The organism is Acidimicrobiia bacterium (genome assembly GCA_040289475.1).
Lineage (GTDB): Bacteria > Actinomycetota > Acidimicrobiia > ATN3 > PSLF01 > PSLF01.
In genome coordinates this window covers 78982-94064 of the sequence record PSLF01000006.1, presented here as the reverse complement: position 1 = coordinate 94064, position 15083 = coordinate 78982, and the positions used below count along the sequence as shown (strand labels likewise).

16 protein-coding genes are annotated in these 15083 nt (G+C 55.4%); 2 read left to right on the top strand and 14 right to left on the bottom strand.

The annotated features are described in order from the left end of the window. Positions 1-9: 9 nt before the first annotated feature. The 9 genes from C4318_04925 to folB form a co-directional block, all read right to left on the bottom strand. On the bottom strand, positions 10-2076 hold the full coding sequence (locus C4318_04925; GenBank protein MER3454486.1) for a hypothetical protein: 2067 nt from the start codon (positions 2074-2076) through the stop codon (positions 10-12). A gap of 119 nt (positions 2077-2195) precedes the next feature. Then, entirely contained in the window at positions 2196-3605 is a 1410-nt protein-coding gene (gene lysS / locus C4318_04920; GenBank protein MER3454485.1) for a lysine--tRNA ligase, read from the bottom strand. After that, positions 3606-4382: a type III pantothenate kinase gene (locus C4318_04915; GenBank protein MER3454484.1), complete on the bottom strand. Its 777-nt coding sequence runs from the start codon at positions 4380-4382 to the stop codon at positions 3606-3608. A gap of 28 nt (positions 4383-4410) precedes the next feature. Next, on the bottom strand, positions 4411-5340 hold the full coding sequence (gene nadC / locus C4318_04910; protein ID MER3454483.1) for a nicotinate-nucleotide diphosphorylase (carboxylating): 930 nt from the start codon (positions 5338-5340) through the stop codon (positions 4411-4413). Between the two features lie 88 nt (positions 5341-5428). Then, entirely contained in the window at positions 5429-5803 is a 375-nt protein-coding gene (locus tag C4318_04905; GenBank protein ID MER3454482.1) for an aspartate 1-decarboxylase, read from the bottom strand. 22 nt (positions 5804-5825) lie between these two features. After that, entirely contained in the window at positions 5826-6773 is a 948-nt protein-coding gene (locus C4318_04900; protein MER3454481.1) for a pantoate--beta-alanine ligase, read from the bottom strand. A gap of 16 nt (positions 6774-6789) precedes the next feature. Further along, on the bottom strand, positions 6790-7884 hold the full coding sequence (locus C4318_04895; GenBank protein ID MER3454480.1) for a hypothetical protein: 1095 nt from the start codon (positions 7882-7884) through the stop codon (positions 6790-6792). Positions 7885-7903: 19 nt separating this feature from the next. Then, positions 7904-8464, bottom strand: a complete 561-nt coding sequence (gene folK, locus C4318_04890) for a 2-amino-4-hydroxy-6-hydroxymethyldihydropteridine diphosphokinase (protein MER3454479.1) — start codon at positions 8462-8464, stop codon at positions 7904-7906. 2 nt (positions 8465-8466) lie between these two features. Further along, positions 8467-8871 carry a dihydroneopterin aldolase gene (gene folB, locus C4318_04885; protein ID MER3454478.1) on the bottom strand — a complete coding sequence of 135 codons (405 nt, stop codon included), beginning with the start codon at positions 8869-8871 and terminating at the stop codon, positions 8467-8469. A 109-nt stretch (positions 8872-8980) separates the two neighbouring features. Between folB and C4318_04880 the strand changes: the two genes are divergently transcribed. After that, positions 8981-9505, top strand: coding sequence for a hypothetical protein (locus C4318_04880; GenBank protein MER3454477.1), 525 nt, complete (start codon positions 8981-8983; stop codon positions 9503-9505). Positions 9506-9592: 87 nt separating this feature from the next. Here C4318_04880 and C4318_04875 read toward each other — a convergent pair whose 3' ends face one another. From C4318_04875 to C4318_04855, 5 genes are all read right to left on the bottom strand, one after another. Beyond that, positions 9593-10183 carry a hypothetical protein gene (locus C4318_04875; GenBank protein ID MER3454476.1) on the bottom strand — a complete coding sequence of 197 codons (591 nt, stop codon included), beginning with the start codon at positions 10181-10183 and terminating at the stop codon, positions 9593-9595. A 184-nt stretch (positions 10184-10367) separates the two neighbouring features. After that, the gene (locus tag C4318_04870; GenBank protein MER3454475.1) at positions 10368-11267 is read right to left on the bottom strand and encodes an enoyl-CoA hydratase; all 900 of its coding nucleotides are present in this window, start codon (positions 11265-11267) and stop codon (positions 10368-10370) included. Between the two features lie 24 nt (positions 11268-11291). Further along, a complete protein-coding gene (locus C4318_04865; GenBank protein ID MER3454474.1) occupies positions 11292-11984 on the bottom strand; it encodes a hypothetical protein in 693 nt (230 codons plus the stop codon). Further along, complete coding sequence (locus tag C4318_04860; protein MER3454473.1) at positions 11981-12886, bottom strand: hypothetical protein; 906 nt, start codon at positions 12884-12886, stop codon at positions 11981-11983. The genes C4318_04865 and C4318_04860 overlap by 4 nt, the downstream gene beginning before the upstream one ends. Continuing rightward, on the bottom strand, positions 12876-14003 hold the full coding sequence (locus tag C4318_04855; protein MER3454472.1) for a hypothetical protein: 1128 nt from the start codon (positions 14001-14003) through the stop codon (positions 12876-12878). Before C4318_04855 ends, C4318_04860 begins: the two co-directional genes overlap by 11 nt. Positions 14004-14087: 84 nt before the next feature. On the opposite strand from C4318_04855, the gene C4318_04850 reads away from it, so the two are divergent. Then, positions 14088-14936 carry a hypothetical protein gene (locus tag C4318_04850; GenBank protein MER3454471.1) on the top strand — a complete coding sequence of 283 codons (849 nt, stop codon included), beginning with the start codon at positions 14088-14090 and terminating at the stop codon, positions 14934-14936. Positions 14937-15083: the final 147 nt, after the last annotated feature.

The window sequence follows — 15083 nt, the reverse complement described above, 5'->3', positions numbered from 1 at the left end:
TTGTGCACCTTACCCGAGAGCCTCCGGAGGGAAGGATACCCCTAGTGCATACTCGACCGTTTCCTCCGGCGGCACTGCACCGTGGAACCCAAGTATTCCCAATCGGAACCGAAGTGTCTCACCAGCATATGCCGGTGCCGACGGCCTAAATTGGGGACCTACCTGGGTGACGATTTTCTGTCCTTCCCCTGTTCCGCCGCTCCATTCAGGGAAGTGATAGGGCTGCTCTCCCCACAAAGTGCCAAATGCCGAGATGAGGGGCGCCAACCCGTCTTCTACTTCATCTATTCTCATTGGCATACAAGCCCCTCCGGCCAGAGCTGTAGTGTCGAAAGCTATGACCATACCTACAGAGCCATCGCTTATCGCAACCCATCCGTTGGTGACATGGTTGTTGAGTGCTTCCGTCGGCTCAAAAATCTCGTAGGTAAATATTTTGTCAGTGAAGGTATACCTCGAAACATAGAGGGGAAGCCCTACGACGGCGGGAGATATGGCAGCCGGGTACACTTCGGTGAGACCCTCAACTTGAGGAAACTCGCACCTCACATCGACTCTAAGGACCGGAGCGATTCCCCTAGCGCTCAGCGTGAACTCGCATCCTCCTCCTGCCGGCGAGCCATCGGGCCACAGGTAAGGACCGCTCAGGCGGATCCCACCGTCGACGACCGCGTGTTCCAAACGCGCTTCCGCAAGGACTCCCGAGGCCAAAAAACCAGAGCGCAGCCATCCGGACCCTGCCACTTGGACGCCGCTCAACACTACTGGCCCGGGCCGCCCGTCTTCCATAAGCTCGAAAGTGACGGCGGCGGTGGCGAGACCGTCTGGAGTTCCTACCGCCTTGGGAAGGCGGGGAATGCGGCGTCGAGCTAGGGGAGGAAGAGGCATACCGTCGCCGGTGCGGATGGTGGCGTTGCACACGTTGGCTACCAATCCGGGCTTGACACGGCTCCCATTCCTCGCAGCCTCGACTTCTCTACGGGACACCTCCTCTAGCTCGGTAGCAGCTCGCCGTGCGGAAGCGACCCGGTCGGGGTGCAAGTGCGGAGATGCGAGCCCGAAGTGTGTGGTTGCAAGGAGCCGAAGCTTTTTCTCCACCAGCTCGCTGTGAACATCCCGAATCTTTCGTGACTCCGGATCGTAAACAGCGCCCACGTTGTCACGTCGACGGGCTCTCATCACCGTGGTAAAAAGCTCGAAAGCTAGCGGCTTCTCCGACCACGAACCGAACCCGTCAAATACACCATCCGCTAGGTCTTTTGTCAAAGTGACGGTAGCCACAGGATCGGTCGATGCCAAGTACTGTTCTGCCGTAGTGAACCGCACATATGGAAGATCGATCACTTCAGGAAGCTGTTGGGCAATGAGAGCGGGCCACGTAGGCGAATCTGCATCGAAGCACAGATATAGGAGGGCTTCATCTTCTGCGTTGTTATGGATCCAGTCCACGAAGCCACGCAAGCTCCCATGGTCATAGACATCCCCGTGGTGGTACATAGGGAGAAGAATCACATCCCACGAGCCGTCCGGAGTTACCCAACGCAAAGGATTGAATTGTTGTGTCGGGGTCAGTTGAACTTCGCGCCGGAACGCAGTAAAAGAAGTGGCCGAGTAGAAGAGGCTGACCCATCGCAGGCCTGCTCGAGTCATCATTCTTGGAAAGTCTGGAGTAACCATGCATTCTTGGGGGTAGATGCCATCGACGGGGTCATCGGCTAGCACCTCTTTTATCACGGCGCGAGATTTGGTTATTGACGCCACGAACTCGTCGTCAGTGCACCACGCAATCGCCTCTCCTGCCCAACCCATGTGGCGTACCTTGTCTCCTCCAGCGATCCGGGTCCTGATCCGGGTCAGCAGTTCCGGAGCATGATGGGGGATGCGTTCTGAAAGCGTTTCGAAACAGTCGAAGTCCCAATCAAGTGGAACTTCTGGGTAACGCTCCAGGTGGTTTAGTGTCTGAGTGATCACTTGGATATCGATGCCGAACCCGTCCTCGGATTGCGGATTGTCACCCCTGTAGGAGTGGTACATGTTGACGTGTTGCCCCAGGGCGATACTGACTCTAGCTGGCACTCTGCCTCCTCCGATCGGTCAGCAGTATTTTAGCGAGACCAGAGGAGTGATGGGGGCTCCGAGGAATGTTTTTAGAAGTATTGGATGCTTTCTACGGCGATACTGGCTGCCGCATCTTCCTATTGTCGCTCGGGGCGCAACTGAGGAAAGGCTATTACCTCGCGTATCGAGGTGCTATTCGTCAACAGCATCACCAAACGATCAATGCCCATTCCCAATCCACCTGCAGGAGGCATCCCATACTCAAGAGCCGTGACGAAGTCCTCGTCATAAACCATTGCTTCCTCGTCGCCAGCAGCCCTCTTCCGTGCCTGTTCTTGTAAGCGCCTTGCCTGCTCGTCAGGGTCTGAAAGCTCACTGAATGCATTTACTAGCTCGCGTCCGGCTATGACCGCCTCGAATCGCTCTGCTATCCACGGATTTTCCGGTGATGGTTTGGCTAGAGGACTTACCTCGACCGGAAATCCCGTTACGAAGGTAGGTTTGTCGAGTTTGCTCTCGCAGACTTTGTCGTAGATATAAAAGGCGAGCTTTCCTACGCCCCAGGACTCATCGACTTCAAGGCCGAGGGAGCGGGCAGCGGCTTGCGCATTTTCTACTGGGGTTTCCGGACCAAACTCCATGCCCGATACCTCGGCTACTAGGTCGAGCATGGGGACCTCTTTCCATGGGGCAGCAAGGTCTATTGTCATGCCGCGGTACTCTATCTTGGTTTTGCCAGTGCAAGCCGTGGCTGCGTCTGCTACCAGCTTCTGGGTGAGTACCATCATGTCCTTGTAATTTCCATAAGCCATGTAGGCCTCGAGCATGGTGAATTCTGGGTTGTGGCGAGTGGAGATCCCCTCGTTTCTAAAGCAGCGTCCGATTTCATAAATGCGCTCGATTCCCCCCACGAGGATTCGCTTATGGTAAAGCTCGGGAGCTACGCGCAGGTAAACATCGGTCTCGAGAGCCTCGTAGCGGGCCACGAAAGGTCGGGCAGCTGCACCGCCGGGAAGTGGCTGTAAAATTGGGGTTTCGACCTCGAGAAATCCCTGTTGGTCCAGCGTGTGCCTAATTGAGGCGAGCACTTTTGCCCGAGCGACTAGGACAGCCCTGGCATCGTCATTGAGAATGAAATCCAGATAGCGCTTCCGGTATCGGGTCTCGACGTCGGTGATACCGTGCCACTTACCTGGTAGAGGGCGTTTGGGCCTTGTGATGAGGACTAGCTTCTCTGGACGTATGGACAGTTCGCCTGTTTTGGTCGTCAGGACCTCTCCTTCGGCGCCCACTATGTCGCCGAGAATCAAATCTTTGGCTGTTCGAAAGGAGGGATCGCCAATAGAGGCAGGACAGAAAAGTTGTATCGTCCCACTTCCATCCTTGATCACGGCAAAGACTAGCTTGCCTGTGTCCCTGTGCGCTACCACTCTCCCGGCAACTGCCGCCAGATCTCCCGTTGTGGAATCTGGCTGCAACGACGCATAGCGGACTCTAAGGTCGGCAGAGGTTGTGGTCGGCTTGAATAGGGAGTCGGAGCCCAAGATCTATCCGTTCCGCCTGTAAATGATTACAAGCCCTTTCAGTGTGAGGAAGGCATCATGGTGTTGGACGAGCTTGCAGTGGGATATGACCAACGGGGCCAACCCTCCCGTGGCGATCGTGACCACGTCTCCGTCCAACTCGTTACGGATCCGCTCGATCATCGAGTCAACTTGCCCGGCTACCCCGAAGACGATACCGGACTGGAGGCTCTCAGTGGTGTTCCTACCTATTGCTTGTCTTGGTGCTACAAGCTCCACTCGGCGCAGTCCGGCTGCGGCGTCGAAAAGAGCTCTTGAGGCAACCTCAATTCCGGGTGCAATGGCCCCTCCCAAGTACTCGCCGTCCTTACTTATGGCATCGAAGGTCGTGGCAGTGCCAAAGTCAACCACAATTGCAGGCCCTCCGTACTCCTCGTAAGCCGCAACCCCGTTGGCAACTCGGTCGGCTCCGACCTCTTTGGGGTTGTCGTAGAGGATGGGCATGCCGCTTTTTACGCCTGGAGCGAGAACCAGAGGATCTACGCCTAAATGCTTAGCGCACACCGCTCTCAAGGACGCCGTTACCTTTGGGACGACCGAGCACAAAGCGACACTGCGGACTTCTTCGATCCTGAATCCTGCAGAGTCGACAAGTTGGCGCAGGATCAGGGCTAGCTCATCAGCTGTGCGGCTTTCCTCCGTAGATATCCGCCAGTGTGCTCTTAGGGCGTCTCGAACAGCCTTGTCGTCAAAGAGACCCAATACCGTTTGAGTGTTTCCAACGTCTATAGCAAGGAGCATTACTCGTTTCCTGGTTCCACTCTCACAATCAGGCGCACCACGCCTTTCGAATCTCAAACGAGATGTCTATTGCCGGAGCCGAGTGGGTGATAGACCCTACAGCGATATAGTCCGCGCCTGCGGCTGCATAACTCCCTATGTTGTCCAAAGTGATCCGTCCCGAGGCCTCGACTTTAGCGCGACCTCTCACCGCTTCAACCACCCGCCTCACGGCTTCGGGTGACATGTTGTCGCAGAGGACTATGTCGGCTCCGGCTTCAGCTGCCATCTCGGCCTGTGTTTCGTCATCCGCCTCGACTTCTACGACAAGCGCCGGGAATTTTTTCCTGCATTGAGCTACTAGGCTAAAAAGAGCATCTCGATGCGAAATGCCAAGCGACGTTGCGGCACTCAAGTGATTGTCTTTTACGAGGATTCCGTCGTACAAGCCTATCCGGTGATTTGCAGCTCCACCTGCCCGCACAGCTTCTTTTTCGAAGAGGCGGAGGCCTGGAAGCGTTTTTCTGGTGTCCCTTACTACCACCTCAGAATTGTGCTTTCTAGCTTCTTCCACAAAAGCTCTTGCGAGCGTCGCTACTCCACTCAGGTGACAAAGAAAGTTGAGAGCGGTCCGTTCTGCGCACAGGAGGGCCTGCAAACAACCGTTTACCGTTCCCAAAGAATCTCCTGGGCTGAATAGCTCGCCTTCCGATACATCCCAGTGCACTTGGGCGTCGGTATCCAAGACCTGAACACTTAGGGATGCGGGGAGCGTACCTGCCAATACCCCCTCCTTTTTTGCTATGAATACGCCTTCAGCTCTGATCGATGTCGGATCGGCTGCCTTCTTGGCATTGATGCTGCCTTTGACGGATTCGTCGATCAGCTTTGTAAGCGCAACAGATGTGGGATCACAACTGAAAAAATCTTCGATCAATTCGCCCAAGTTGTGGGCGTGCCCCTCTGCTGTGGAGCTCATTGAGATCCCCTCGGCATGGCCGACCAGGTCCTCGCACAATGCGCGAAGGACCGCTCTCCGAGTCGCCCTCGTGGGGGATGCGCCTTCTTTATTCGCTTCCGGGTCCTCCAGAAGTAACGACAATCCGGTTCTTCTCGTCAACGAAAATGACCGAGGGCGACCATTTCTTGGCCGCTTCGTCGGAAAGAGTCGTGTAGGTAAGGATTATGACTTTGTCTCCTGGGCTGACGAGTCGCGCAGCTGCTCCGTTGACACATACTGTCCCAGAGTCAGCCTCTGCCTCTATTGCATAGGTCTCAAACCTAGCTCCGTTGCTCAGATTAAGGACGTGGACCTGTTCATTGGGGAGAATGTCCGCTGCCTTCATGAGAGTGGAGTCGAGAGTGATGCTCCCTATGTAATCGAGGCTCGCATCGGTAACTGTCACCCTATGGATTTTCGATTTGAGCATGGTTCGCGTCACTTGCGGCACCTCTCCATCCAGCCTATCCCACCCGGTTCTCCGCTAAGGATGCGAAGCCCGATATTACAACACCTTTGTCGATCGATACTCTCCCATCCTTGGACAGTATGAACACGTTATCGATGAGACGAGCAGCGGGGGCGTCTTGCCCCGGATTCGATAAATATGCTGCGACTGCCAGGATCGCCTCACCGTTTTCAGGAACCCTATCGAGTTTGTCGATTGTCGTGGAGTCACGAAGTTCTGCGTAGTCGAGACGCGCTAGCGGCTCAGCGTCGACCACGCTTGCGACGGCCTTCTCGAGACGATCCGCACGCCTCTCGCCGCTTTCAAGTAGTTTTGCGGCTTCGAGAAGACCTCCAAACAGACACACTGCTGCGGTCCGGGCTTCTTTCTTTAGGTATTGGTTACGACTTGAATACGCCAAACCGTCAGGTTCTCTAACGGTGGGGCAGCCGACGATAGAAACGGGGAAGTCGAGGTCGTCGACGATTTTCCTCACTACAGCGAGCTGCTGAGCGTCTTTTTTACCAAAGTAGGCTCTGTCCGGTTCGACGATGTTGAATAGCTTTGCAACGACGGTGGCTACGCCATCAAAGTGTCCGGGCCTGGACCCTCCGCACAGTCCTTGGGAAGGTCCTTCCACGGTTACTTTTGTCTCTACTTTATGCGGATACATCTCGACAACGCTGGGAGCAAAGAGAGCGTCGCAACCGACTTTTTCGGCAAGCCGAGCATCGTTTTCTAGGTCGCGGGGGTAGGCGTCGAGATCTTCCCCCGCACCGAACTGCAAGGGATTTACGAATACAGATACGACCAGGCGATCACAGTCTTGGCGGGCTCGGCGCATCAGGTAGAGGTGTCCTTCGTGGAGGGCACCCATGGTTGGCACGAACCCGATCTCTAGACCGTCGCGCCTCCACGATCTCGAGAGTTTCGTCATCTCCAATTTGGTCTCTAGAAGTTCCATGGCTGAGCCTGGCTCCTCAAGACGGAACAATCCGGCCACGATGCCAAGCCTTAGTAGCCTCGAGTCCACTCGCCGATGCCTCGTTCAAGGCGCGACTTTCCCGCGCTGGTGTCTCCATGTCGAGTACGCGGAGTTTCCACTCGGATATAAGAGTCTCCATTTGTTCCCGTTTCACAGCGTCGAGACGTGCCACGTCTAAGGTGGCGGTTGCTAACTCGAGATAACAGGGGATCAGTCGGGGAATAGATTTCTCTAATGCTGCCAGGTGTGCTCTCACCGTGGGGACGTCTCCTCTTGCAATGGGTCCAGTAAGTGCCTGCATTGGAGACATCACTCCCAGGTTGGCGACGGTGCTTTCTACAAGCGGCACGAAAATGGAGGCACCCTGCTTTATCCCCACTCCCTCGGTAATCTGCTCTGCTATGGCCAACAGGGTCACCAAAAAATTCGAAGCCATGGAGCACGCGAGATGATAAGCGGGCCTGTGTTCTTCATAGACCTCGAAAGGTATCATCCCGAGTGATACAGCCATCTCCTGTGCCACCGGCAATGCGGCGCGCGATGCGGTTATTCCAGCGTATTTACCCTTTAGAACCTCTGGTCCGGAGTCGGGATGGGCTATGGATACGACGGGATGAAGGGAGAACACCGACCATCCAAGCGACGCAAGTTGCCTCAGCACTGAGATTCCGTGCGAACCGGAAGTGTGCCCCACTAGCCGGCGCTGCGATCGGTCGTTCCCCCAATCGGAAATCTGCGCCAGTGCGGTCGCCGTCTCTTCCAGGACCGAGTCAGGGACGCACAAGAGAACAACGTCCGCTTTCTCTAGTAGGCTCTCATAGCCCGATGCAACCTCACATCCTAGCTCGGTTGCGAGTCGGTGCGAGGAAGTAGACCTAGGCGAGGAGCCCATTACGGTGCAGACGTTCCAGCCAGCGCCCGCCAAGCTACGAGCGAGAGTACTTCCCACCCTGCCAGTTCCCACTACGGCCAGTCGTGCCGCGTGGTATTCATCGATCAATTGTCCACCGCCCGAACGAGCGGTTTCGCGTTTACGATCCACGGACTCCCTCCGTTCCAGCTCCCATGAAGGGATGCCGGACTCGGTCATCCAGCACGGTCATGCACGATTATACAGGAGTTTCCCTAAACCACCAGCGCCGATCTTGTACGATTGCGACCTTCTGGCTCGGGTCGGCGCGTAGCTCACAGAATCTTTGATTCGCCCTCTCCTCATCGAGGCCTGCGCCATCTATGAAGCCGAGTTCTAGCAACGGTTCCAGCACGAACAGGCGATCGTACATACGGGGATGGGGGATCGTCAGAGCGCCAGTGCTCAGCGATATTTGCCCCCAGGTCAAAATATCGATGTCAAGAGTTCGAGGACCCCAGCGTACGTCTCTCTGTCGGCCGTTTGATACTTCGATTCGTTGGCACACCTCCAATAGCTTCACGGGCTCTAAACGGGTCCGTAACAGTGCGACAGCATTCAGGTACGGACCCTGACCCAGAGGTCCCCCCACTGGCGAGGTTTCGTAAAGCGAAGATGCCGCTACGACTTCGATTTCGTCGTATCGGGCTATCTCGTGCATGGCCGATCTTAGGTACTCACGCCTGTTTCCCATGTTGGAGCCGAGCGAAACGTAGGCGTACACCGATTTGTAGGCAATCTCGCTGCGTGATGAATCCATTTCTAATCGGCCGCTATCGAAGCGTGGTACGTCGAATCTCGATGGTTTGCGAGTCGCGTCACCCTCGCGGCTGTGTATGCTACCGCGTAATCCATGGGAGGATGGAGCTTCTTGACCGTGACAGTCACGCGACCAATCCCTCCCAAATCCAGGACGGCCTCTGCAATCTCGGCTGCTACGCGTTCCAGCAGTGAAAAAGGGGGTCCTGCGATAACCTTTTGAGCCTGAGCACACAGCATCTCGTAGTCAACTGTGTCCTCGAGACGATCGGATTTCTGAGCGTCCGCTGACTCCGTCTCTGCGACAATATCGACTTCGAATGGTTGAGGCATAGCCCGCTCTGCCGGGGTGACGCCGTGATTGCCTGTGAGCCTCAACCCCTGAACTATGATTTCCTGTGCACACATTCCACTCGACCGTCCTTTAGTGCTCAGCGGCGGGTCGGCGTAGCCTCGACTCCCGCTTGTAGCCCTACTTGCACAAAAATGCCCTCTGGAGAGATAGCGAACAGGAGCAATGAAAGAAAAAATAAAGAAGATTTCCAATCACCATCACACTCGGACAACTGTGAAATACGGAATCGTCAGCGTATTAGCAACAATTATTGACTTTGCCGTCCTGAACGGGGGAATAAAACTGCTCGGGCTGGCACCTCAGGTGGCTAAGACATTCGCCTTTTTGGCCGCCACTCTGGCTGTATTCAGGGTCCAGCAGCGCTGGGTGTTCAGGGCGGACCCGGAGACCTCATCGCGAAAGCAAGTCGTTCAGTACCTTGGGGCATCGGTAGCCGGATTTCTGGCGAGTCAGGGAGCGATCACCGTTTCCAACACGCTTTGGCCTGCGAACCTCGTGTACATCAACTTGGCCAACTTGGCTGGCTTTGGTTCGGTGTGGGTTGCCAAGCTCGTGTACTTCCGATTTGTGGTTTTCAAACCCCCTGCGCCCCCGAGCGGCGAGAAAACGTCTCCGCCTGAGACTCCCAGGCTAGAGGTCGAAGGCGATCTACACCCTAGCTCATCGAAGGTTGCATCAACCGCCTGAGAGGCCGCAGGTTTCGAAGGCTGCAGGTTTCGAAGGTGGAGCCTGACGTGTATGCTGTACCGATACGAAGCGGTTTCTGCCAAACACTTACCGACTTCCCAGCGCAGCTACTGCTCGTGCGTCGGGGCCTAGTGGGCGTCGGATGATGCGCTCCATGATCGCAGTGGCCTGCTGTACTCGCTGGCAGAGGCTCGCGTGGAGAAGATACCCCGCCAACATGCCTGCAAGGGCGTCATTGAACTCGTCCATATGGACCAACAAAACCTCGCCTTTGGCTCGACTTGCGTCAATGAAATCGTATATCTGGGGAAGCTTCGCTCTCAGGTCCTCAAACGCCGAAACCTCGATGTTTGTCGCTGGTATTCCAAAGTCGGCATAGGCTTTCATGTTATGAGTAGCCGGGAGCAGTGAAAGTATGTGAGTGATCTCTGACTCGAGAATCCAGATCAGCTCCTCGTCCCGTCGCACGCGGCGATGCCTTTTGGTTGCACCCCCTGGCCGCTCGGATGCTGCGAGCTGACCCTTGATAATCCAGCAAAAGTGTCTCGGTTTGATTCCTTGAAGACCGGGAAACTTCGACTTTCCCCGCGCGGGCTTGTCTTTCTCTTTCAATGCCCGTACGCGCTCAAGCATTATCTGAAGAGATGCATCCTGTGACATGGTCATCGTGCTCACCACATAAAAGTTAATACGGCGGTCAAGTAATTATTTCCTTCGCACGAGTTTTAGATACAGCAAGTCAGGGTTCGCGACGCCATCGACCGGGCGCTCTCGAGAGTCAGGAAGAATCTTCAGCAAACGACGAAAACGCCGACGACCGCGACCGGTCGAAGCGAGAAATGCGTAATTGAAAGTACAGTAGTCAGGACGGCCGTTTGGCAGATCCGTAGTCGCCAAAGGGGTCGTCACGCTCCCGAACTGCTTGCCTCCATCCAACCTCGAGAGCTCTTTGCACGAAATCGAGACCCTCTTGAGTGTGGCGGGCTACTCCGTCAAAGATCGTGCCAAGGACGCGGCTCGAAAAGAATCCCATGTTTTCGACAGTCTGGTTGCATAGCAACTTGATCATGATCAGTTGATTCAGGGGAAGCATCGCCATCCGCCGAGCTAGGTCGAAGGAGTGGGATTCGAGCTTGTCGTCGGGAACGGCTTCTAGGATGAGACCTATCTGGGCAGCCGTTTCGGCTGAGATTTCGTCTCCTGTAAGTAAGTAGCGCTTGGCTTTTTCGAGTCCCAGTCGGTACACCCACATTGCTGTAGTTGGGATACCCCATACTCTTGACGGCGGATAGCCGAACTTGGCGCTGTGTGCGGCGACGATAATATCTGCACACAAAACCAAGTCAGTACCTCCTCCGATGCACCAACCATGTACGGCAGCGATCGTGGGCTTCTTGGCGTACCAGAGCTTCATGTAACAGTCGACGAAGCGGCTCATGTACAGATAGTCTTGGACGGAGTCCCACACGCGCTCTGTCGAGGTAGCGGTCTCCCCGCTTTGCTCCCCGCTTTGTCGTCTTTGGGGTAGCTGTTCAGACTTAGACTGAGCCAAAGTCGCCCAGTCGAGTCCGTAGCCCGCACAGAAGGCAGGTCCTTCTGCCCTGAGAAGGATCACTCTGACCTCTGGGTCGCGGTCGGCCTCGTCGATAGCCGCAGACAGCTCGTCTCTCATAGTGGGCGTGATCGTGTTGTACTGATTGGGGCGCGAGAGGATGATCGATCGTACGCGCTCTCGAGTCTCGGTTCTCAGTGTCTTTGCCATGGTGCAGCTCGGACGTGGACCGGGCTAGCTATCGGCAATGGAAGGTCGCTTGGTCGCTTGGATGCGCAAGGATACCGCGAGGAAGCGGTACTTGAGCATGGGAAGCCGTCGCCAGAAGAAGTCGGTGAACACTTCGAAGCCAGCATTCTCGAACGACTTTTTCACTTTTCGCTCGAGAACGGGCACTGTGTTGGGACTAGCCGCTTTACTGCGCGTACTTATCCAGCGGACTGCGGGATTGTACCCATTTGGCTCGCGACCAAAGTAGACCCCGCCCGGTCGCAGCACCCGTGCAAACTCGCAAGCGGCAACGTCGATATGTGGAAGGTGATTCAGCGTGCCGTTGTTCAAAATCACGTCGAATTTGCAATCCCCGATGGGAAGTGCAAAAGCCGAGCCCGTAACTGCATACAAATTGCTGTGCCGCGGTCGGAGCCTTTCGGTTCCTATGAGTCTGCGCTGAATGATGTCTAGGGCGACGTACATTTCGGGTTCGAAGTTCTCAACGACCGTTCGCGCCAAGGCACCCTCGCTCGATCCGATTTCCAAAACCCTTTTCCCATTGAATGCGGCGTGAGGTTGGGGAACCCACAGTCTCAGATCATCGATCAGCCAAGGTAGATTCGGAGCGTCTTCGATCCGTGTCGCAAAGAATCGGTTCTCTGCCTCGTAATCGAATGTCGGTTCTTCGGTGGTGAAGATTTTTGCCAGCCTCAATTACCCTCGACAGCTAGTGTCGTCTCCTGCCTTCGCGATCTCTTCTTGTGGCCGGTCTGGAGTTCAAACATTTTTGCCGCGATTAAGAGAGGGTACCAAAAATCGTGCAATAGGTAGTAGATCAAGCCTACCTTGCCATCCAGGAATCCAAATCGGAAAAAGTAGCGATAGCAAAAAAACAGTACAGGAGTGAAAAAAGGAGGAACGTGCGACAAGATCCTTTCATGTATAAATGCTTTTATTCGGTTTTCTGAAACGTCTTGGTCACGACGTCTTCTGGCAAGCCGATCCTCTGCTTCCCTCCGTGCATAAAATACGTGCTTTCGTGTCCAGGCGCTGAGGCCTTTTCGGTTGTCATGAATTAGTGGGTGATGCAGCTTTCCCACCGGACCTCGTACGTGCACATACTCCAATGTGCGGGTCTGCTCGACTACTCTAGCTGCCGGAGGGTGCAAAACGTGCAATAACCATACATCCTGATGTCCTCCGAATCGAAGCTCCTTCCCCAGAAAGAACATGCGCCTCCGCATCTTGTACCCTTTTGGTCCTCTATGTGGCGGGGGTAGTGAAGCGATCTCGTCCCGAAGTTCTGGGGTCAGTCGCTCATCGGAGTCCAAAAACACGAGCCACTCATATTTGGAAGCCCACGAGTCGATTATCCAATTGCGGGTCCGCGCTTCTGTGACGTAAGGATAGTGCAGCACTGTGGCGCCAAGTTCTTTTGCCTTTGCGACTGTTGAATCTGTCGAGCCGGAGTCGACGACTAGGAAGTCAGCATCTAGACCAGCTGCGCTTTTTAGACACGCCTCAATCTGCAACTCGTCATTTAGTGTTAAGACTGCTACTAAGAAGCGTTTGCGCCCGTCCGCGTTTACTGAGTTACCGATTATCTCAGTCTCCATACGCGACTTCCACTAATAGCTTATGAAATAAGGTACCGAATTCGCGGGGGGAAGGCAGAAGCGCACGTAGATGGGTCTGTGCTGCATTAGCAATTGCAATTCTAAGATCTTTGTCGCGTTCCAATGTGAGCACGTGGTTAACTGCAGCACGAAAGTCATTCGGGCGAAAGTACAAAGCGCCCGGACCAAGCATTTCCCTGTTTGTTGGGGTGTCTGCTGCAACAATAGGAAGACCAGCAGCAGCAGCTTCGACCATAGGGTAACCGAACGCCTCGCACAAAGACGGAAATAAGAAAACATCTGCATTTTCGTACAAGGCAGTTATATCGGCATCCGAAAGATAAGATAGAACACGAAACGAGGAGGCGACTCCTTCCACTGCTATGCGTTGGTTGAAAATTTTCCACAGACGCGGATTGTCCTGACGGTTTATAGCCACAGTAAGGTTGGCGTTGATGCCTTGGCGGCGAATACCAGATAAGATCGTCGGCAATGACCAGTGTGCCTTGTGGGGCTGGAGTTGGCTCACGTACAGGAGTCGCAGGGCTCTGGCTCGGTCGTAAGTATCGGCAGCTTCAGGATCCCGAATCGGGCCAGTCCACCCGAAGCGGACAACGTCGATCTGGTACGGCAACCCGAGGACGTTCTGAACCGCCGTGGCCATTGTGCTCGAAGGAACGACCACGCGGCTTGCTCGCCGTGCCGAGGCTCTGAGGATCAAAAATTGTGCGCGGAGCCCAAACCGCTCAAGAGCGCTCCGGCCAACGTGGCGATTTGGGCAAAAGTAAGTGTAATCAGTGAGAACAGTGATCGTTTTTCTAGGTGGCCGAATCGCCCCGAACCCAAGAAGTGCCACTGCCACGTCGGGGTTGTGTTCCTCTGCGATCTTACGCCATGTCCGGTTGTCGAACCACAACCTCTGCATCGGACCGCCCACGGTGACAGGGATAACTTCGACTTCAGGCGGAAGCTCGAGGTTGACAGCGCTATTGATACATATCGAAATTTTATCTTCCGGCGCAACCTCGACGAGGGCGTGCATTAGAGTCGAGATGAAGCGTGTGCCACCACCTTCTTTGGTGGGACGAGCAGCTGCAGCGTGAAACAGCAGATGCAAGCACGCCCTCCTAGCAACTGGGAGCTGGAAATCAAAAGGATTCTAGCGGGGCGAGGGAGGGCGTGCTGAGAGAACGCTAAACTGATGAAGGAAAAACACCGGATCGGATTGACCGGGGCCGCGGGGTATCTAATGCAGGCATTGTCCGAGGGCACACAGCCCGATCCGCTCTGTCTAGGTCCAGAGTGGGGGGTAAGAGCCGAGCGGGGGGCTTATCAGCAGCGTCGCTCTCCCCGTAAACGCCTGGCACTCCGGATCGCTGGAGCATCGATTGCCGCTGCCGCACTGTTTGCTTCAGGGACCGTATTTGGCCGGACCTTTTCGAAACCAGTGTCTAGCGGCCCTAACGAGAGCGGGTCGGCAAAGATCGGTTTTGGAGAAGGACTCCTGGCGTCAGACTCACCAGCACCGGCCCACGCGCACGCCCAAGGCGCCCAGCTGAGCGGCGCCCCGCAAGATCTCCTCGATCAGCGCTTGGCCCAGATCAGGGCAGCGACCTTGAAGTATCGGGAAGTTTCGGTTGCCGAGAGCGAGGGATTTAGGCTTGTGGTCCGAGAGCTTCCGGAAATGGGGGCCCACTTTGTCAAAGTTTCCAACACGCCAGCCACCACCTTCGAGCCAACCCAGCCCAACATGCTCCTGTATGAAAGAAGCAGCGGTGGCTGGGAGCTGCTCGCGGTCGGCTATATACTTTCCAAGGACTCTTTTCCCCGGCCGCCCGAGTACTTCCCTAATGCTCAGTGGCACTTCCACCAATCTCTCTGCATATTTGCGTCGGGCTCGGTGGCGATCATGCCCCGAGAAGAGTGCCAGTCAAAGCGGGGCTTCTGGGTCTCCGACACTGGCTGGATGTTGCATGTGTGGTTGTATAGAGACAATCCGTCTGGTGTGTTTTCCGAGCTGAACCCCGTTGTCTCGGGGCGCAGTAACTAAGGCGTGACTAGCTATGCATCCACGAGATGTGCGGAAACTGTAGGTAGGCCTATAAGCGAAGCCCGCCATCTGAGGCAGGGATCGATAGTAGCGGAGCTTGACTCGATAAGGGAGGACGAAACCCACACGAAAAAAGACCCAGACTCT